The organism is Colwellia chukchiensis, from assembly GCF_002104455.1.
In the GTDB taxonomy this organism is placed as follows: Bacteria; Pseudomonadota; Gammaproteobacteria; order Enterobacterales; family Alteromonadaceae; genus Cognaticolwellia; species Cognaticolwellia chukchiensis.
On record NZ_NBOC01000009.1, the window covers coordinates 56897 to 77415 of the forward strand.

Annotated in this window: 17 protein-coding genes; 9 read left to right on the forward strand and 8 right to left on the reverse strand. The window is 41.0% G+C overall.

Going from position 1 to position 20519, the window contains the following annotated elements; genetic code table 11:
- Positions 1-96 precede the first annotated feature (96 nt).
- The 3 genes from B6K83_RS11185 to B6K83_RS11195 all read right to left on the reverse strand — a co-directional run bounded on the left by B6K83_RS11185 (position 97) and on the right by B6K83_RS11195 (position 6770).
- The gene (locus B6K83_RS11185; protein WP_158088343.1) at positions 97-3819 is read right to left on the reverse strand and encodes a translocation/assembly module TamB domain-containing protein; all 3723 of its coding nucleotides are present in this window, start codon (positions 3817-3819) and stop codon (positions 97-99) included.
- On the reverse strand, positions 3816-5540 hold the full coding sequence (locus B6K83_RS11190) for an autotransporter assembly complex protein TamA (protein ID WP_158088344.1): 1725 nt from the start codon (positions 5538-5540) through the stop codon (positions 3816-3818). The genes B6K83_RS11185 and B6K83_RS11190 overlap by 4 nt, the downstream gene beginning before the upstream one ends.
- A 258-nt stretch (positions 5541-5798) precedes the next feature.
- Positions 5799-6770 carry a magnesium transporter CorA family protein gene (locus B6K83_RS11195; protein ID WP_085285012.1) on the reverse strand — a complete coding sequence of 324 codons (972 nt, stop codon included), beginning with the start codon at positions 6768-6770 and terminating at the stop codon, positions 5799-5801.
- 364 nt (positions 6771-7134) lie between these two features.
- Here B6K83_RS11195 and B6K83_RS11200 point away from each other — a divergent pair, with 364 nt between their 5' ends.
- The gene (locus B6K83_RS11200) at positions 7135-8487 is read left to right on the forward strand and encodes a magnesium transporter (RefSeq protein WP_085285013.1); all 1353 of its coding nucleotides are present in this window, start codon (positions 7135-7137) and stop codon (positions 8485-8487) included.
- Positions 8488-8587: 100 nt separating this feature from the next.
- Here the strand turns inward: B6K83_RS11200 and B6K83_RS11205 are convergent, their stop codons facing one another.
- Positions 8588-9805, reverse strand: a complete 1218-nt coding sequence (locus B6K83_RS11205; RefSeq protein ID WP_085285014.1) for a CaiB/BaiF CoA transferase family protein — start codon at positions 9803-9805, stop codon at positions 8588-8590.
- Between the two features lie 373 nt (positions 9806-10178).
- Between B6K83_RS11205 and B6K83_RS11210 the strand changes: the two genes are divergently transcribed.
- The 5 genes from B6K83_RS11210 (at position 10179) to B6K83_RS11230 (ending at position 13626) form a co-directional block, all read left to right on the forward strand.
- A complete protein-coding gene (locus B6K83_RS11210; protein WP_085285015.1) occupies positions 10179-11399 on the forward strand; it encodes a M24 family metallopeptidase in 1221 nt (406 codons plus the stop codon).
- Between the two features lie 243 nt (positions 11400-11642).
- Positions 11643-12188 carry a septation protein A gene (locus B6K83_RS11215; RefSeq protein ID WP_085285016.1) on the forward strand — a complete coding sequence of 182 codons (546 nt, stop codon included), beginning with the start codon at positions 11643-11645 and terminating at the stop codon, positions 12186-12188.
- 57 nt (positions 12189-12245) lie between these two features.
- Complete coding sequence (locus B6K83_RS11220) at positions 12246-12548, forward strand: YciI family protein (RefSeq protein WP_085285017.1); 303 nt, start codon at positions 12246-12248, stop codon at positions 12546-12548.
- A gap of 16 nt (positions 12549-12564) precedes the next feature.
- Positions 12565-12969, forward strand: a complete 405-nt coding sequence (locus tag B6K83_RS11225) for a lysozyme inhibitor LprI family protein (protein WP_085285018.1) — start codon at positions 12565-12567, stop codon at positions 12967-12969.
- Positions 12970-13167: 198 nt separating this feature from the next.
- Positions 13168-13626, forward strand: a complete 459-nt coding sequence (locus B6K83_RS11230; protein ID WP_158088345.1) for a GAF domain-containing protein — start codon at positions 13168-13170, stop codon at positions 13624-13626.
- Positions 13627-13641: 15 nt separating this feature from the next.
- On the opposite strand, the gene B6K83_RS11235 is transcribed toward B6K83_RS11230, so the two are convergent.
- Positions 13642-14442, reverse strand: coding sequence for a lipoprotein intramolecular transacylase Lit (locus B6K83_RS11235; RefSeq protein ID WP_085285020.1), 801 nt, complete (start codon positions 14440-14442; stop codon positions 13642-13644).
- A 456-nt stretch (positions 14443-14898) separates the two neighbouring features.
- Here B6K83_RS11235 and B6K83_RS11245 point away from each other — a divergent pair, with 456 nt between their 5' ends.
- Positions 14899-15366: a hypothetical protein gene (locus B6K83_RS11245; protein WP_139175549.1), complete on the forward strand. Its 468-nt coding sequence runs from the start codon at positions 14899-14901 to the stop codon at positions 15364-15366.
- A gap of 90 nt (positions 15367-15456) precedes the next feature.
- Positions 15457-15945, forward strand: coding sequence for a YchJ family protein (locus B6K83_RS18430; RefSeq protein ID WP_085285023.1), 489 nt, complete (start codon positions 15457-15459; stop codon positions 15943-15945).
- Here the strand turns inward: B6K83_RS18430 and B6K83_RS11255 are convergent.
- From B6K83_RS11255 to B6K83_RS11265, 3 genes are all read right to left on the reverse strand, one after another.
- The gene (locus tag B6K83_RS11255) at positions 15942-16475 is read right to left on the reverse strand and encodes a VC2046/SO_2500 family protein (RefSeq protein ID WP_233143962.1); all 534 of its coding nucleotides are present in this window, start codon (positions 16473-16475) and stop codon (positions 15942-15944) included. The genes B6K83_RS18430 and B6K83_RS11255 overlap by 4 nt on opposite strands.
- Positions 16476-16813: 338 nt before the next feature.
- The gene (locus tag B6K83_RS11260) at positions 16814-18106 is read right to left on the reverse strand and encodes an ATP-binding protein (RefSeq protein ID WP_085285025.1); all 1293 of its coding nucleotides are present in this window, start codon (positions 18104-18106) and stop codon (positions 16814-16816) included.
- A gap of 76 nt (positions 18107-18182) precedes the next feature.
- Positions 18183-18899, reverse strand: coding sequence for a response regulator (locus B6K83_RS11265; protein ID WP_085285026.1), 717 nt, complete (start codon positions 18897-18899; stop codon positions 18183-18185).
- 346 nt (positions 18900-19245) lie between these two features.
- On the opposite strand from B6K83_RS11265, the gene B6K83_RS11270 reads away from it, so the two are divergent.
- Positions 19246-20502 carry an MFS transporter gene (locus tag B6K83_RS11270; protein WP_085285027.1) on the forward strand — a complete coding sequence of 419 codons (1257 nt, stop codon included), beginning with the start codon at positions 19246-19248 and terminating at the stop codon, positions 20500-20502.
- Positions 20503-20519: the final 17 nt, after the last annotated feature.

Here is a 20519-nt window from a genome sequence, read left to right on the forward strand (position 1 = left end):
TATCAAAACCGTTAAGGCTGCAACTGAAAAAGCGTTGTTAATCGTCTAGCCGGTTAACAACATTTACCGCGAACACTCGGCCAGCTTTTGTTGGCATTATTGCTCTTTTTCTTTTTCTTTTTCTTTTTCTTTTTCTTTAGAGGATGAAAACTGCTTTTTATAGTTGATGTTAGCGCTAATTTCTTCGCCACTATTGGCTTCAAATGAAATATTAGGTGATAAGCGGTACTCTATGTTCCAACCGGCCTGCAAGCGATTATCAGAATCTATGTTAGTGCCATAACCCACTTGTAATCTATCATTAATTTTTGCCGCTATATCAAGGCGGGTACTATTGCCTCCATCTCCACTTTTACTGGTAAAAGCCACGTCTTTTAGACCCAGTTTATCGGCAATTTTTTGTACGGCAATATTCGCGCTTTCCACACCTAAACTGATGGCGGCACTGGTGAGCGCGTTGCCTTCTTGTTGTGATAACGAGGATAGATTTCGGCCAGTTATTAATAGTGCTAATATATTTTCATCGGCCATGCTTGGCTCAGAAAATAAGGTTAACTTGGGCTGATAAATAGTGCCGTCGGCGATAAGACCAACCTTAACATCATCGAGTTGTCGAACTGCCTTAAATTGGATACTGGGGTTTTCTGCGCTGCCAAGAAACAACAATTGTCCTTGCTCTATGATCAGTGTTTGTTTATATGCTTGAAACTTGCCCGCTTTTAGCTCCAATGTACCATTTAATATCAAGGGTTTTCCTGTCTCAAACAACGACGCTAAATTGCCGTGGATCTCACTCGTTAAGCCAAAGCCACTAATTTTTACTTGCTCGCCAGCTGCGATAGTGACGGAAACGCGATAATCTAATGGGTTATCAATTGGCGTTAAAGCTCGCTCATCAATAACAATTTGATCTTCAGATACGGTAATTGCTGGCTTAGGTAAAGATGAAACATTAATATTGGCTTTATCAACCCGGATATGGCCATCGATGTCGAGGTGCTGTTCTTGATAACGGGCGTGTAAGTTAGGCGAGACAATCAATTGATTATCGCTATTATTGACTAAGGTGACATCTTGGCCAACGAGCGCTAACTGCGCCGATAAAGGCTGTGAAAGCTTAGTTTGCCCTGTCAAAGTTAAGGTGCCTTGCGGGTTTTTTAAGGTGCCATTAAGGCGGATGATATCTTGCTCGCTCGTTAAGCTAATTGTACTGTCGCTTATATCTAAGCCATATTCTTCAACGACTAACTGCTTAATATTAATCTCGCCAGCACCCACCAACTTAGGCTGTGCCCAGGTTCCCGTAATAGCGAAGTCTTGCATAACACTAAGTTCAAGCGCATCAAGACGTTTTTGCCATGACGTTAACCAGTCAAATTGTTGCATGCGTAATGACACCTGGCCCGCCAATGCGGCACTATCGGTTATTGGCCAATCGGTACTTAGCTGTGCCGTTAACTTATCTTGCAACGGCAAATGTAAGGCCAAGGCAGTACTTAAGCGTTGCGCTTGCCATTGCCCCTGTAAAGTTAATAACTCTATCACTTTCTGCTCGCTAAGCGTCGGCAGTTTATGGCTTAGCTCGATATCAGCAACTCGCAAGGCAATATTCTTTTGCTGCACATTAAAGCTTATGCTTTGATCCTGTGCTAACGATAGCTGCAACTCCCCTGACGGCAAAGTTAACTCTGGCTGCAGATCAATAAAGCTAAGCTGACTTTGCAGCCCTTGCCATTGCAGTAATAAGCTTATGTGCTCTTGCTTAGGGGTATTGTTGATTTGAAGCTCTTGCACAGCCGCGGTAAACTCTGCGCTTTGCCATGTAAAGTCGGGGATCGCTAACGCAACCTCTAACTTTGCTATATGCTGCTCTGAGCCACTTAATTGTAATTGGCCCGATACCGCCCCTTGAATTGTTTGCGGCAGATTGTCAGGCAAAGCCGGCAATAGGGTTTGCCAGTTGCGTAACTGGGTTACAATTGGCGATAACTGCCACTGCTTAGCATCAAATTTTGCTTGCCATTGTCTGTGCTCGTGCCTGCCACTAAGGCACAACTCTCCACCGCTATTTAAACAAAGGTTATCAATCACCTGCTTTGTCGCACTGATCTGCACAGCATCGGCTGTTATCCGCAACGGTTTTGTTTGGGTTGTCGTTTGAAGGCTAAAGTCGTTAAGATACCAATGCGCGTTAGCAAAATCGTCGTTCAGATGAAAAGCCTTGCTTTCTTGGTTGCGCAGCTGGCCGTTAAAGCTTAAGGTCATGGGGGTTTTATCAGCGAGCTTGGCGTTAATGTTAAGGTGATGATCGGCTGCTTCGCCTTGTAAACGCAACTGCGCTTGCTCAAGGGTTAACTGCGCCATTTTCACTGAAGCAGCTTGCAATAAAGCCTGCCATTGCCGCTTAAAAGCAAAGTCCCAAGCCATATCTTTTGCGCTCACGTTTGCACTGTGTAAGTGCTTAACTTGCCCTTGAGTAGATAAAAACCACTGTCCCTGTTGATTATTTATTTGCCAACGACTATTGAGTGCTTGCAGGAAAAGATCTTTTGTTAAGCGAAATTCAGCGCCATTTAACTGCCCTGTTATCGATAATTGTTGTAAGTGTTTTGCTGCTAACGGCATTTGAGCTTGCACTGACGCGCTAAGCTCTGCCAATTGTATTTGACGGCTTGTTAAGTTTAGCTGCGCATTGTCAATGCCTAACTGCAAATCTAGCCATAGTGGTAGATAGGTTTGGGTTGGTTTAGCATGCTCATCAACAAACGTCGGCATCACTTGCTGTATGTAGGATAATAATGTACTTGATTTAAGTTGACTTGAGAGCTGCAAAGCCACAGCTGAGCTCGCCTGCCACGCTAAAACGTTATCAACCTTACTCGATAGTGTTAGCTGTATATTCTCTAATGCTGGCCAATTCGCCTGAGTCTGTAACTTTGAGGTTAAACTTGGCCAGTTCAGCGAGAAACTGCCCGTTGTTTTAGCAAATTCAAGCGTATGGTTATTGAGTCTCAACTGCTGTTTTTCTGCCTCGAACCCCCCTTGATTTAAATGTAAGCCTTTTTGGTAAGACCAGTTACTACGCAGTGAAGCTTGTATTGGCGTCTGTAGTTGTACGCGTAATTGCGCCGAGGTTTTAATAGCCCCAGTTGACGTCAATTTTGCAACTAACTGGGGGCCCGACACGTCAATCTTAAGCTGATGTGGCCATTTTTTTTTCATCGTCACATCACCTGCAACGGCTAGTTGGTGCTCAGCAAAGTTAAACGTTAACTGCTTGATCTTAGCTTTGCTACCGTTAAGCGCTAAGTTTTGCAAGCTTATATTATTAAGTTGATATTCATCTTGCTGCGCAGCGGTACTGTTTAAATAGCTAAACTCGTCAATGTCGAGTTGTTTAATATCAATGGCGATGGGTAGATTTATGCTAGGTAGGGCTGGTAACTCGGGTTGCGTATTGTCAGGTTCAGCCGTTCGCTGATTAGCCACTTTTACGCTTGATAAGTTAAGGCGCGAGCAAGAAAGTTTGCCACTAAGCAATTGTAACCACTGACAGTTTAGCGTCAGCCCTTGCACTTGTAGTGTTTGCTCCTGACTTTGCCAAGATAACGTGTTTAAGTGCAAACCCGAATTTAATGTGCCACTGACGTTACCCATACTCATAGCTGTGGGCTGAAACTGACTAATACGCGCACTTAACCAATGTAAGCCAGCTTCGGTATAATAAAGCCAGGACAAAAACATAAACACCATCGCCACAAATGCAGCAGTTACTAGGCTCAGCCATTTTAATTTTATTTTTGCTAAGACATGCATCATAAGTCTGGCCCTATGGTCACATGCACTCGCCATGCTTTGTTTCCATCAAGCGCTTTGGCGATATCTAAGCGAATAGCACCCACTGGCGTTATCCAGCGCACACCCGTGCCTATGGCGCGATACAACTTCCAGTCTCGCCAATTATTAAATGCATTACCTTGATCGGCAAATAAAGCCCAGCGTAAATTGTCTTTAAACAAATAATCAAGCTCAAGGCCTGAAGAAAATAAGTGCTTACCCCCTAAGGCGATATTTTCGACCACAGGGGACAGGCTTTGGTGTTTATAACCGCGAACTGAGACATCACCACCGGCAAAAAAGCGGTAATTAGATGGCATAAATCGGTTAAAGTCTTCGCTGCGCATCCAAGTTGCCCCAAAACGCGCCCGTGCCAATAGTCGCCATTGTTCGTCTAGCGCCCAAATACGTTTAATGCGTTGGTCGGTTTGTAAAAACGCGATTGATGGATTACTCAACTCCTGACTACTGAAACGAATAGTACTTTGCCAACGCCAGCCTTCTATTGCAGAAAATGGCTCAGTGACACTGTAATAATTAATTTGCCAAGACGGTACTATATATTCAAAACTACTAACTATATCGGCATCAGTTTGCAATTGCTCTTGTGCTGCCACAATTGACCACTGACTAAACCAATACGGATTAAGTTTCTTTGCTAATAGCGATTCTAAGGTAAAGGTTTTACTCCGACCAATTTCCTCATTTTTGATCTGAAAACTGGCCTGATTAATCCACTTATTATTGGCTTTAGCAAGGGGTATTTGGTATTGAACGCTAGCGAAAATATCTGCGTTATCAAGCCTGAGGTTATTAAGCTCCATAGCGGCCACATATTGGTGCGCCCTATCGTTGACCCTTCGGTCACGCCAACTTAAGCCCAGCTTACCGCCACTGTCTGTGCCATATCCGAGTAGGGTTTTTAATTCATACTTGTCGCTATCATGAATTGAGATTGTTATATCTACTGTTTGCGCCTCAGCATCTGTCTGTTGCTCAACAATGATAGATTTAAAAAAGCCAGCACGATTTAACGCTTGTTGACTGGCAATAATATCGGCTTGGTTATACGCTTGTCCCGCTTGAATATTAAGGTAACTCGAGATCAAATCATGCGAAAGTACGGTACCTGAAATAGTAATCTTACCGATTCGATACTGGGCGCCACAATTAAACTGCCAGTCAACATTGGCCTGAGATTGGGCAATATCTATATTGAGGGCACTTCGCGCAAATGACGCATTTAATAGCCCTGACGCTTGGGCTTGACGCTGCAGCGTATTTTTAAAATCACTATATTGACCATGATTGATGACCATGCCTTGTTTAAATGGGTGTCTATCAATTAAATCGGCTATCGCAGTTAGGTGTGCGGCGCAATTGAGTTCGATATTAACCTGATGCCACCGCACTGCTGACTGCAACTCTATGGTAAGTACTTTACCCTGTTCATCCTCACTCAGAGCAAGTTTAGGCTGATAATAGCCAAGTGCTTGTAACGCGCTACTGGCTTTGCGTAAGATAACAGTATCGGCTTGCGGAAGCCCTAATAACGACAGAGGGATGACGTTTTCATGACTGTTAAGGTGACGTAAAATATTGCGCTTAATGGCTGCATCGACGCCAAGGACCTTAATATAAGTGCCATCTTGCTGCTGATTCGTTTGCGCTGAAACTTGCCAACAATAAAATGTTAATAGCATGATATTAAGTAGACAAAATAATCGCAGCATTGTTATACATTTCACTGTTTTCAATTGCTTTCCATCAATTTAAACCGCCTTTATAATGACAAGCTTACTCACTGCAAAAAATCGCGCGGCTATATTAGCAGATCTAACAGCATGAGTTTGTGGCTCGTTAACCGAAGTAACGGCCAAAAACATTGCGTCTTCGATTTTTTAAAGCTGAGCTTAAAAGCTGATATGCCTGTTAGTCTTACTTGCTTCGCTAATGCGTGACTATAGCCAACGTTTCTTTTTAAACACTATTAATAATACAATTGAAATCAGCATCATGAGTGCTAATAAAATAAAGTAACCATATTCGGCTTTTAGTTCAGGAATGTTTTCAAAGTTCATACCATAAATACCGGCGAGAAAGGTTAAGGGCACAAATAAGGCAGTGATCACTGTCAACACCCGCATCGTGGCATTGAGTTGATGTGATGTAACCGACATATAGCCGTTGATGAGGTCACCACAGATATCATAATACATTTGTGACAAGCTTAATAAGCGATCTAGCCGTTCGCGTAAATCGTTAACACTATGGTTTTCTTTGTCGGTTATTAAGTCAGTATCCTCGTCGTCTACCAAGACCCTTAACGTGTCGCCGATATTGACATGATAATTAAATGTCCGTCTAATTTTTACCAATTGTGAGCGATAGAGGGTTATTTGCTTCATCATATGGTCGTTGCCGCTTAATTGAAACGCGTCCTCTATTTTTTCGAGCTCCTCTTCAAAAGTAAAAAGCTCTTCTAAATAAAATCCACAACTGCGATGAAAAAGTCGTAACGCCATATGCACTGGGCTTCGTTTAAGAAATTTTTCACTATTAGCATTAAAGAGTTCATTGATTGCTAACGAACTTTGCGCATGACGGGTGATCAGTAATCGTTTACCTATAAACATGCTAATGGGTAAATGGCCAAATCGTAAACTTTCATCATTGGCAACCAAACCGCGATAAAGTATAAAAATATAATCTTTAAATAGCTCGATTTTAGGTGGGTGTCGCTCTCCTTGCGCATCTGCTATCGCGAGCGGATGGCAATTAAACTCTGTCAATATTTTTTTTTCTTGTGCTAAATCTAGGTTATCAAGATCAAGCCACAATGTTGACTGCTCGTCTGCTTGCCAACTCGCAATTAACTCAGGACCACCGATGACAGTTTCACGGTTTGCGGATATCAACATTGATTTTATCATGTCAGTCTCTCACTTTCGCGCAATGCAGCCTAATGCTTTATTGCTAGGGTTTTACCAACGGCTTAGCGCATTCACTAAACGAAAATTTGTTATTAATGCTGGTTAAAATTAGCTTACCTAACCTCGATTGTAATACACTTAACAAGGTTAGTACGAATAAATTAACTCAACTTTTAAAGTATACGCCCTAAAACGCCTAAATTTACTGTAGTGGCTTGTTAATCATTGGTTTAGCCATCATTTGCAAGCGCTTGTGGTACAAAAAGTGATAAGCAGTGACTGCTTTAAACAGCTGAAAAGGTTACTAAGAGTGCTAAGCGCATATTCAACAATAGGCAATCATCAAATCGCTAAGGAAACATAGATGTTAGAAAACTTCACGGATAAATTATCTCTCGTTATTGACGATATTATCACGGCAGAAAGTGCCAATGAAATAGCGACAATTATGCAGAGTGCAAATGATACCTTAGCGCCAGATCAGTTTGCTCTGCTGATTGAAGCACTGCCGCAAAATAAACGCTTGGATGTTTGGACGACTTTTCCAACAGCCATGCAAAGAGCCGCGTTTGTTGATATGGGACAAGCTACCCGAGGCCACTTAATTACCCTACTAAGTGATGATGAATGTTTTGATCTACTTTCGCAATTAGATGTTGATGAAGTAATTGAAATTGCAGAAGAAATACCCAGCAGGCTCTTAAAGTATGCGATTAAATGTTTAGATGACTCACAGCGCAAACTTTATCAACAAGCCCAACAATTTAGCACGGACGCCGTTGGACATTGGCTCGACTACAATTATGTGCGGATATCAGAAAAACTTAAAGTCAGCAGTGCTAAGCTGTTATTAGAAAAGGGGTTAGCGCCTTACACCGAAGACTTTTATGTGGTTAATAAAGACGGCGTATTAACAGGTATCCTAGCAATAAACCGCTTATTGCAAAGTGATAATGACACGCGCTTAAGCGCGCTTTTTTGTCCAGAAGCACCGCGCCTTAAAGCCAGTGGTGAGCTCAGCGCCGCCGCTGATGCTGTTATTTTGTCAGGCAAAATGTCGTTGCCTATTGTTGATGAAAACGAACATTTTTTGGGCCGCTTTACCGTTGCCACCGCGTATGAAGTTAAGCAAGAGTTACAAACCGAGCAAATCAATAATGCCGCCGGTTTAAGTACCGATGAAGAGTTATTTTCAAGCGTTAGCAGTAGCGCTAAAAACCGTGGTATTTGGCTTGGTGTTAATTTAGTTACCGCTTTTTTAGCATCATGGTTTATCGGGCTTTTTGAAGCAACACTGCAACAAGTGGTGGCCTTAGCGGTATTAATGCCTGTTGTCGCGTCGATGGGAGGTGTTTCTGGTAGTCAAACATTAACTGTGATTGTGCGCGGTTTAGCGTTAGGGCAAATAACGGAGCAAAATAGAAAAGTGCTATTGCACAAGGAGTTAAAAGTTAGCGCCCTCAATGGGGTTATTTGGTCTTTGGTGATTGGCAGCATCACATTTTTATGGTTTGATAGCCTAGTGTTAAGCTTGGTCATTGCGATGGCGATCTTATTCAATTTACTCATCGCCGCGACATCAGGCGTGATGATCCCCGCTTTATTAAATAAACTTAATATTGACCCTGCATTGTCAGGCGCAGTGATCTTAACAACAATTACCGATATTTTTGGCTTCGTTGTCTTTTTAGGTTTGGGGAGCTTATTACTGCTGTAATGCCTTAAAAGTGCTGTTACTACCTTTTAATTGTCGTGTAATCAGGCTAGCGCGTTTGCTGTCAGTGGCATAGACGCGCTAGTTCGACTGTTTCACGGTTTTAGGTCTCAACAATATGATTTTTAAAAAGCGCATTAACCTGTGCATCGTCATAATTTAGAAACTGCTTTAGCACTTGCTCAGTATGTTGGCCAATATTGGGGGCGGCATGTTTGTATTGTAATGGCGTTGCAGATAAATTAATGGGTGAGGCTATCGTTTTGATCATAACGCCTGCGTGATCGGGTACCTGCTGCACCATGTCACGATATTGCACTTGCGGGTGGGAAAATACCTGGTCTAAGTTATTGACGGGGCCACAAGGTACTGCAATTGATTCTAAAGTTTTGACCCAATATTCCGTACTTTTTTGCGCCAATATGTTGGCTAATACAGGGATCAGGGTTGCTCGGTTTTCTACCCGCTGCTGATTGCTTTGATATAATGCATTATTGGCTAATTCAGCACAGCCGGCGGCATTGCAAAATTTTTCAAACTGATGATCATTACCTATAGCCAAAATCAGGCTACCATCATTGGTAGCAAATGTTTGATACGGCACTATATTAGGATGACCATTGCCTAGTCGCGTTGGGTTTTCACCCGTGGCTAAATAATTCATTCCTTGATTTGCCAAGGTAGCAACTTGCACGTCTAGTAACGCAATATCTATATGTTGGCCTTGCCCCGTGTGTGTTCGCGCAAATAAAGCGGCTAAAATGGCATTGGCGCTATACAAGCCCGTCATCACATCAACAACAGCGACCCCAACTTTCATCGGTTCACCGTCACTAACACCGGTTAAACTCATTAAGCCCCCCTCGCCTTGGATCATCGCGTCATAACCCGCTTTATGCGCAAATGGCCCTTGCTGACCAAAACCCGTAATTGAGCAATAGACAAGCTTAGGGTTTATTGATTTTATCTGTTGATAACTTAAACCATACTTTTCAAGCCCGCCAACTTTATAGTTCTCAACCAGTACGTCAGCATGGGCGATCAAATCTTTAACTACTTGCTGTCCAGCCGCCTGCGTTATATCAATGGCGATGGATTGTTTATTGCGATTAGCGCTATGAAAATAAGCGGCTTGAGCGGGCTGCCCATGCTGCGCGGGTTTAATAAATGGGGGGCCCCAATGGCGGGTATCGTCGCCTTTTTTTGGACGTTCGACTTTAATAACTTCAGCCCCCATGTCCGCCAACATTTGTGATGCCCACGGCCCTGCCAAAATTCGACTTAAGTCAATTACTTTAATACCTTTTAATGCTACCGACATATGCTAACCCTTTGCTTTTACCTTTTCATACCTAACACTATGCTCATCGTACAGCGAATGGTTATAACGCGCTGCTATAGATGGTAAAGTACCTTTTAGCTATTTTTTCAGGTATTGCTGTTGCTATTAACAGCGAATATGTTTACAGATGATAATTTATCAACTGGAAATAACAAAGGCTAAATATCATTAGTTAGCAAAATAATAGTAATAATTTCGCAATTAGTGATATTTTAGGGTAGATATGTTCATTAATTTAATCAGATACAATTAATTTAATTTTTAGTAACAACAAAATTAAATAAACAGCATACATAACGCACTTTTTTGTATAAAATATACAAATATTCGTTGAACTTAATAAGGAAAGATTATGACCATAGGTGTCGGCGGCTCTACCGCAGAAATTGAACTTGACAAACTCGTCAACATGACTGGCCAAGTGCAAGCGATAACAGCGTCAGAATTTAAACAGCGCATCGCAAAAGCACAGGCTATCATGGCTGAAAATAATATTGATGCCACCTACATTGATGCGGGCACAAACCTCTATTATTTTACAGGTACACGCTGGTATGCAAGTGAGCGCTTGGTGGGCGCGATCATTCCACAGCAAGGTGAAATCAAATATATTGCGCCATTTTTTGAAGTCAACACCCTAAAGCAATTTATGACTATTACTGGCGACATTAAAGGCTGGCAAGAGCACGAAAGCCCGTATTTGTTAGTACAGCAAACACTTGCCGAGCTAGGTATCCACTCAGGTCGCTTAGCGATAGATGAGTCGACGGCATTTTTCATTGCTGATGGTATTAAACAAGCAGCGCCTGATTTTGAGCTTGTTGATGCCAAGTGTGTCACTGCCGGTTGTCGAACGGTAAAATCTGACAGCGAAATAGCCTTGTTACAACAAGCAAAAAATATGACCATGGAGGTGCATAAAGCGGTAGCGCGTATTTTACATGTCGGTATAACCACGCAAGAAGTTACTGACTTTATTGACCAAGCACACCGCAAAGTCGGTGCTACGAGCGGTTCATATTTTTGCATTGTGTTATTTGGTGAAGACTCTTCCTACCCACATGGTGTTAAAAATCCAAAAACATTAGCAGAAAATGACATTGTATTAATCGATACCGGCTGTCAGGTAGAGGGCTATAATTCAGACATTACCCGTACCTATGTCTTTGGTGAGCCAAATCAACGTCAACGTGAGATGTGGCTTGTTGAAAAAATGGCACAAAAAGCCGCGTTTGATGCCGCCAATATTGGTGTTGCTTGTGGCGATGTTGATGTGGCTGCTCGTGATTATCTGGCCAGTCAAAATTTAGGTCCTGATTATGAAACGCCTGGCTGTCCGCATAGAACAGGACATGGGATCGGATTGGACATTCATGAGTGGCCTTATTTAGTGCGTAGTGACAGAACGCCATTGGTCAAAGGTATGTGTTTTTCTAATGAACCTATGTTGGTATTACCAGGTGAATTTGGTGTACGTTTAGAAGATCACTTCTACATGACTGACACTGGCGCCAAATGGTTTACCGAGCCATCATATTCTATTGACGACCCATTTGGTTACCAACAAGCCTAAGGTCTATGTTTTAATTAAGGTCAGTACATTGTGCTGACCTTCTCTTTTTAATAGCACAACAACGACCCCAAAGGCCAAGATTAGCCATGGGGAGGCTTTGCTAACGTTGAGCACCCTACCGCCTTTGGCGCTGCAATGACTTTCAAAATTGTTATTATTTTAATGGCATAACGCAACAAATAGTTTTGACTATGGCGTAGCTTTGGATAGAATCGACATATTATAATTTTTGATATTGATATTATGCACGCCTTTCTAGAATACATTCCGTTAGTTATTTTTTTTGTAGCTTATAAATTTGCTGATATTTATTGGGCTACCGCCTCACTGATTGTTGCCTCTGCTGTGCAACTGATTTATTTTTTGATAAAAAAACAACCGATACCGAAAAGAAACTTGATCTTTTTTGCCTTAATCGTCATTTTTGGCGGTCTGACTATTTTTTTACATGACGACACATTTTTAAAGTGGAAAGTAACGATTATTCAAGGCATTTTTGCGTTCGTGTTAATTGTCAGCCAAACGGTATTTAACAAAAACATCATTAAAGAGTTTTTAGGTGAAGCCCTGACCTTGCCCGAAAAAATTTGGAACAATTTAAACTTAGCTTGGGCGTTATTTTTCGCACTTTGTGGCTTTCTCAATTGGTATATAGCGTTTAACTTTAGTTTAGAAACCTGGGTTAACTTTAAAGTCTTTGGTTTAACCGCCATGACTTTTATTTTTGCTATTGGCTCGGTACTGTCATTATATAAATATATGCCCGACGAACAGAAAAAAGAAAAGTAAATACAAACACTAAGCTAACTAGCATTTACTTAAATTTATCCAAAACAGAGTATTATCATGTTATATCTTATCTACAGTGAAGATGTTAAAAATAGTTTACCCTTGCGTATGAACGTTCGAGAAAATCACTTAGCGCGATTACACACTTTACAAGATCAAGGCAGGTTATTAGTGGCTGGCCCTTGCCCTGCCATAGATAGCGAAAACCCAGGTACTGCCGGCTTTACTGGCTCACTGATCATTGCAGAATTTGACAACTTATCGGCAGCGCAACAATGGGCCGAACAAGACCCTTATATTGCAGCTGGGGTTTACAAAAGTGTCACCGTTAAACCCTATAAAAAAGTTCTACCAGCCTAACAGGTTTATCAAAATCATGATTGCACGGTATCGTAAAGCCCTCCTGATCAGCCTCATACTCATTATGCCGGCAATGCTCAAAGCCGAGGTTAGGCAACCCAATTGTGAACAGGAAAACGTTTCCCCTGCTCAAGCATCAAGTTGCCTCGATACTTTGCAATCAAAAGTAGATCAAGAACTAAAAACCTGGCTGAATAATCAACAATTTTTGTTAGAAGCGTTAGCCGCTGAAACGGGTCGTCGTGGTGCGTTAAAGATTTTTAAACGTGCTCAGCGAAGCTTTACAAAATACCGCGAAGATAGCTGTCGATGGCAATACCTTAGCCTGGCCTCAACACAAGCGGCGGCTATCGCCTATAAAAAGTGCTACATCAAACTAACCCAAGCTCGCATTGACGAGTTGTCTCAATTAAATAAATAATGACTTTAAACCCAAACTCTTGTTTTTTATTAATTTAATTTAATGACAAAAACTATATTTAGGGTTTATAATTAAGCCACTTTTACCTGTTTGATGCTGCATGTGGACCTTCTAACCAATCTGTCTGTTTACTTAAGTAACCCGAGAACGTCGCTCAATGATAAGCTGTTAAAAATTTGTAAGGCTGTCAAGTTAGCGGTGCCGACCTGTGATCGGGTCAGTATTTGGCTATTTTTTAATAATAATACTGAATTAGTGGCACTAAAGTGCTTAGATGAACGCTCAGTGCAAACACAAGGCGAAGTCTTATCAGCTCAAGATCATCCAGCCTATTTTGCACATATATTAGCCAATGAATTTTTAATCGCCGCAGACGCTCGAACACACGCTAATACTGAAAGCTTTACATCGGCTTATTTTACAAACTATGACATCTACTCATTATTAGACGTTACCTTTAAAAAAGATTACCTTCCGTTAGGTGTAATTTGCTGTGAACGCACAAAAATTATAACGCATTGGCAAACGGCGGATGCTGAAATTCTGAAAAAAATATCCTTAAAAGCTTCATTATTCATTAGTGATAATATTGCCGACACATTTGCTAGTAAATCGAAAGCCGACATTATTGCACAATTAAATAACCACAATACTTAATGGTGAGCTAAGTTATTAACGTTTAGTTTTTGCTATACTTTTTTGCCAACGGCTAACCGCAAAGTCGAGCGCCAATATTAAAACCATGCCAACCATTAACAACTGAGCCGCAATAACGGCAAAAATATCCGGTGCTTTCATAATAGCGGCCATTAAAGAATCTTGGTAATAAAAGAACCATTGATGCTGCTCAGGAAAAACCACGGTGTGCAAATAATAAAATACCTGTGTAAAACCCCAAGTCATCAAGATAATAGTGATCAGCGCTACAACAACTAGCAAAGTGACGAACTTTTGCTTACCACTTGGCATACGCCAGAGGCTATTTATTGCTTGGTTATCATTGCCGCTATTTTTAATATTGCTAGCGATCGCAGTTTTAATATAGGCCGTTAGTAATAAAACTAAAATTAATAAATTAAAGCGCCAAAGCGAAGTTAAACCATCAATTAAATTAGCTACATCCTGTAAATGTATCACTTCACTATTAGTTAAAAATTTACCCGTTAAACCTTTATCATTGCGATAACTTATTTCAGCTAAGCCACGACCAGATTGATGTATCGCGGTTACGATATCGGCAAACATTTTTTCAGCAAGGTTGGCATTATTGACCGGAAAGTCTTTTTTGCCTTGACTATTAACTGGTACATGTTTACTGACAACCGTTTCAATCGCTAATACCTGATACCAATAACCATATAGGAAATTAGCATGTTTATTAATTTGCCAACTAATACCTAAAGCAAATATCAACATTGAGCAAGCAAACAACAACCAAAGTGCCTGCTGGCATAGTATTACTTTTCTGTTCATAAACTAAAAATCCTAACGACAAAGAACACGGTTATCATCTCAGCCACTATTGGCGCTAGTTGCTGTTCATGGTTCTTCTGCTAACGCAACTGCCAACACTTAAAGCACAGCAAACAGCAACAAGCTCAGTTGCTAACTGCTGCCTAATTATGTTACGGAAACTTCAGCGCTACGCTAGCACAGTACTTGAAAATCAAACAAGCATTGCTTTAAGTGATTGCCTCATGACAACTATCAATATCAACCAAGGCACTTAATGCTCACACGATAATATTAACAACCAACACTAAACGCTAATATTTGCCATAACGTAAGCTATCCAATGACAAGTAGCAACTCAGTCGCGCTGATAAACCAACTAGTTGCTGATCACTATTATGTAAAAATTTACAAATAGTGCTTGAAGTTACAACAAAACACCGATACTGTATATCCATACAGTATATCGAGGTTTACATGATGAATAACGTTAACAAGCTGAAATTAATTAATAATAACAATAACCTAACTGCAAATTCTAATATGGCTTTCGCCTATAAAGTATCACCTGCTAAGTCTTGGTGTAATATAGTGCGGGTTAATGACACATTTGATTTAACTGAAACTTACCGCGATATATGTCAAAACCATCACCATGATAGCAAGTGGATTTTAATGATTAATCCTGAGCATGATTCACTTGAAAAGTTATCAACTATGGGCAAAATTAACCCGAATAAAATATTAAAAGTAAATGCAAGTAAAGTGCAGGTCAGCTTAGCGCATATAAAAAATACACTATTAAAAGGTACCTGCTCTGCGATAATACTTTCTAATGCTCACTATAGTGAAGCACAGTTAAATGAAATATCTCGCTGCGCTGCGCTTGGTAAAACACACTGTATTTTTTTGCAAAGTAGTTTTCAAAAACAGCAATTACATTAAGAAAACCATCACGGCTTGGCGGAAAGTTTACGAGCTTGAAGGACGAACATGCTAAACTGGTGTCATTTTATTTACTAGGTTTTCTTGATCATGTTGTGTCCTTGTGGTTCAGAGCAAACATTTGCTCATTGTTGCCAAGCCATTATATCGGCAGAAAAATCTGCTAACTCGCCGCTACAGCTAATGCGTTCACGCTACACAGCCTATGCGATGCAAAATGCCGACTATATTTATCAAACCTATGCCAGTGTAAGTCAAGTGGCACAATCGATATCCGAAATAAAAGCATGGGCACAGCAAACTAAATGGCTTAAGTTGAGCATTCATCATACCAGTGATTATGTGCAAGATTTAATTGATCAACGCCAAGCTCAGGTTGAGTTTTCAGCGTTTTATCTACACCAAGGTGATATTTGTTGTCTGCATGAAAACTCAAACTTTATCAAGGAGCGTGGTGCTTGGCGATATCTTGATGGCGAGGTTTTTAGCAATCAGATTATAACGACGCCCAAGCGTAATGCCCTATGTTTTTGCGCTAGCAACAAAAAATACAAACATTGCTGCGCGAAAAACGTTTAAGCACTAGCCTGCATAAGGGGCGCCTTTACCATTGTTGACTGTAAGGAGTTCAGCCATGCCTTGGCATCAAACTCCGCCCGTTGCTGTGTTGGTGATGTGTTGTTTTGTTGATGCCTTTGCTGACAGTGCAAGCTGGTATTGGTTAATACTTGTGAAGGAATAAATTGGCGATCATCGCGAAATGCTAACGGTTTTGGTGCTAAAGCATTTGTTAATCGAACAGCCGTTAGCTGTTGTCGCTCAACCGCACTGGCTTGGTTAAATGTAGCTATATCTTCAATTTTATCTAAAGCTAACGGCGCAGCTTTGGGCAATTGCAGAAACTTTCGCAGTTGGTCAGAGGTTGTGGTTTTTTCTGTTAGCTGAGTTTGTGGCAGATGAAATTGACTATGGGCGCGCACATCATCAGTTAACATCGCCAACATTAACGAAAAATCAGCACGTCGCGCTTGATGAACACTTTCATTAAGCTGCTCACCTAACTGAAGTTCATGAACAAGAATGTCTTGGTTTAATGCTGTTGGTGTCAAAATAAGGTACTGATTTGCCGCTGATATTAATCATATCGGCCAAGGCAGGCGTTACTTTAACGAAAAAATTATTAATTTAGTGAATAGATACAAATCTTTGGCATGAAAAAAATACCACTTTGCCTGCGGGTTTCACCGCAGTAGCTAAAGGCGTCATAGTGTGTAAAATAAATCGCACCTAGGCGTGAGCACTGTCATGCTAACACACGCTTGCCCCGCATGATCTTCAATAGCGTGTTATAAAAGTAACGTCAGGTGCTATCAGTCAAAATAATACTCAACGTGGCCCAAATTCAGCAGGTAGACTTAGTACTGAGTTCCTTCAAAGTCGAGTTTTTTTATGTGGCTTGATGTTTGATTGGCCAACGAAGAATAAAAGTTGCGCCGCCATGCTCACTATCAACAACACTTGCGCTTCCGCCATGCCACTCCATGATACGGCAAACAATAGCCAAACCTAAACCAAAGCCGCCAGTCGCTCTGTTTCGCGACACATCACCGCGCGAAAATGCGTCAAAAATAGTGCGTTTAAAGTCATCTTTAACACCACCACCATTGTCGGTTACTCGAATCTCCACCTGCTCGCCATCTTGGTGAATACTAATCTCTATTTCGCCATTGCCATATTTAATTGCATTAGATATATAGTTATTTAAGGCTCGACTAATAAAGTGTCGATCGGTATCAACGAGTAAATCGCCAACGTGGTTTGTAATGGTAAATTTTTGCTCAAACTGCTGATAGTTGCCTACTTGTTTTTCTACAATATCAAGTAACGACTCTTCATTAAAGTTAAGCTTAGGCTTATCACTATCAAAACTTGCGTAGATAAGCATTTCGCTAATTAGCTGCTCTAGCTCACATATATCTTGACTAATGGCATTACGATATTTTTCTTGTTTAGCTTTATCTTCTGTACAGGCTAGCATTTGCAAGGCAAACTTGCTGCGTGCTAATGGTGTGCGTAACTCATGGGCTACAGCGGTAGAGAGCTCTTTATGGGCATCTATTAAACGTTTAATTCGACTTGCCATGGTATTAAATGCGTTCACCATAGGTTCTGTCATGGTTGAACTTGCTTCTGGTGCAAGCATATCAAAGCTTTCTTGACCAAAGTTAATTGCGGTGGTGCGCAGTCGATCTAAATCCCGAGAGAGTGGTCGTAGCCAAAAGAATAATATGCAGGCCAAACAGGCCAACAGTATCACCCGGATCATGGCTTCCATGCGCGGCCGAGTCGGCATTTTGGCTGGTCCTAAAACGATAGCTGAAGCGGAGTCATGAACCCGATGATGAATTTCAACCGCATCATTATCATAAAAAATATGGGTATCATTTTCTTTGATAACATCATGTTTACTATGACTTATAGCTTTAGTTTCTTGCTCCGGCTTCAAGGTTAACGGCAGCTGCCACTGCGTTGCTGCGCTGGCAACAATCTCTTGCCACTCATCTTCTGGGTGCTTGACTAAGTAGTTAGAAAGCGCGATCAGCATGCTTTTATAACCAGTATAAGACTCAATATCTTGCTCTAAATATGAACTCCAAACTTCATCGAGTATCCATGAAAAAATAATAAAAATTGAGATTATAAGGAAATATAAGCTAAAAAATGAGCGTCCGAGTTTCATTAAACTGCCTAAGAGTAAAGGGTTTGCACGAATGCGCTGCAATCACAAGTCATTCGCTTATCAATATTGAACAATGTTAATTCCAAGCGTCTGGAACAAATAAATACCCTTGTCCCCAGATAGTTTTAATACGAAAAGGCGTTTCATTACTGTCGTGGAGTTTTTTACGCAAACGAGATATGCGTACATCTACACTTCTGTCCATACCGTCATATTCACGACCAACGACCGCTTTGTAGATATAATCTCGGTTCTGTACTTCGCCAGAGCGGCTCGCTAATAACCACAACAAATCAAACTCTTGACTGGTTAACTCTATATTTTCACCGTGTAAGGTAACTTGTCTAGAGCCGCGATTAATGTGCAATTGGCCAAAATCAATTTCCGCATTCTCTTTGGCATCTGCTGGTAACTGGCCACGACGTAACAAGGCATTGACGCGTGCTAATAACACTCGTGGCTCGACGGGTTTAATAACATAATCATCGGCACCAATCTCCAGCCCTAACACTTGATCAAAGTCTGTGCCTTTGGCTGTTAACATTAAAATCGGCCCCTTATATGCTGGACGTAGCTCTTTACAAACTGCAAAGCCATCTTTACCGGGTAACATAATATCTAGAATAATTAGATCAGGTGCGAATTTATCAACACGCTTTTCGACCGTATCGCCCCTGAATTCTTGCTTAACATGGTAGCCTTCACTTTCTAAAAACTCAGCAACCAGATCTGAGAGTTGACGATCATCCTCAACGAGTAATATCTTTTTTACTGAAGAAATATTATCTGACATTTATGTACTCCTAATTTATTGTGCTGCCTATCAGCAATTACCCGGACATACCTTCAACACAGTTCGGCACTGCTTCAGCTAAGATATAACAACTACTTTGAGTATGGATAGGTTTAGCTTAAAATGTTTAATAAAAATTAACAACGCTATGTACAAGGTATTACTGCAATAGTACAACTTATTACTCTGCAATTACACTTAATTACACCATGCTAACAGCTTGAGTTTCATTGCCTTTTTCTGATAACTAAAATAATTAAAAACACCAGTTAACTGGCACTTTATAATATTTACTTAACATGGCTTGCACCCTACAATAGCTTTACTCCAGTCTATTAGCGCTATCATGAATCACACTCCAAAAAGAACCGCTGTCGCCAGCAATGATGCTCTGACAGAAAGGTCTCAAGCTAAGAAAACCTTATTTTCCGTTATGCTCGTCGTGCTATTTAGCAGTGCCGGCATTGCTTTGCCCTATCCCATTTTAGCGCCACTTTTTCTGAATGAAATTAGTCCATTAACAACTTTTGCCCATTTACCCAGTAAAATTTTACTGGGCATAATATTAGCAACTTACCCATTAGGGGTTATCATAGGTAGCTCAGTACTTGGCGCGGCATCTGGGGTCTATGGTCGCAAGAAAGTGTTGATACTAACATTGGTACTCACCGCATTAAGTTACGTTTTATCGGCGTTAGCTGTCATAGCAGAAAACTTCTTACTACTGGCGATAGCACGCTTTGTGACTGGTGTTTTTGCCGGTAACATTAGCATTGCCAAAGCCATCGCTGTCGATTTATCGCCAAAGTTAGATAAAACTTATACTTTTAACCTCGTTAATGCCACCGGATATTTAGGTTGGCTACTAGGGCCGCTAGCCGGTGGGCTATTGGCCAGCTATGGCTTAGATACAGTATTCTTTTTCGCGGCGGCAACATTATTTATTGCCTTAATAAGTGTACTCACCTTTTTACCCTTTGATGAAAAAGCCTGGAGCCAAGAACAGATAAAGTTTCGCCAACTATTTAGCTCGCAAAACTCTTTCGCCTTACTCAGCAATAGCAAAATTAGGCGAATCTTTAGCATTTACTTATTAGCAACCCTAGGCCTAAACGCTTATTACGAGTTTTACCCTGTGTGGTTAGTTGAACGATTTGCTTTTTCTAGTGCCGCCATAGGTTACATTACCGTGCTGTTGACGCTATTTATGATTTTTACCAGTGTTTTTATGGTCAAAAAGCTCAATTATTTGTTAGGTCTTAAAAACGGCGCAACGCTTGGTATGGTGTTAATGGCATTGTTATTTGTCATTCACCCGCTCTTATCAAGCAGTACAATTTGGCCAGTTTATGGCGCAATCGGCGTCGCGATTGCCATTTTTAATGGCTTATTACCTGTATATATCTCCGAACAATATGCCGATATAGAACAAGGTCAACTCATGGGCCTTATTACCACGGTATTTAGTTTGGCCAGCGTTATCATGGCGCTTGTGGGTAGCGCCTTAGCATTATTTGGTGCGCATTGGGCGATTATTTTTGGCGCGCTATTGTTATTTATCGCTGCAATCGACTTTAGTTACAGCCAACACAGCAAACATTAGCGTTTTAGCAACTATTT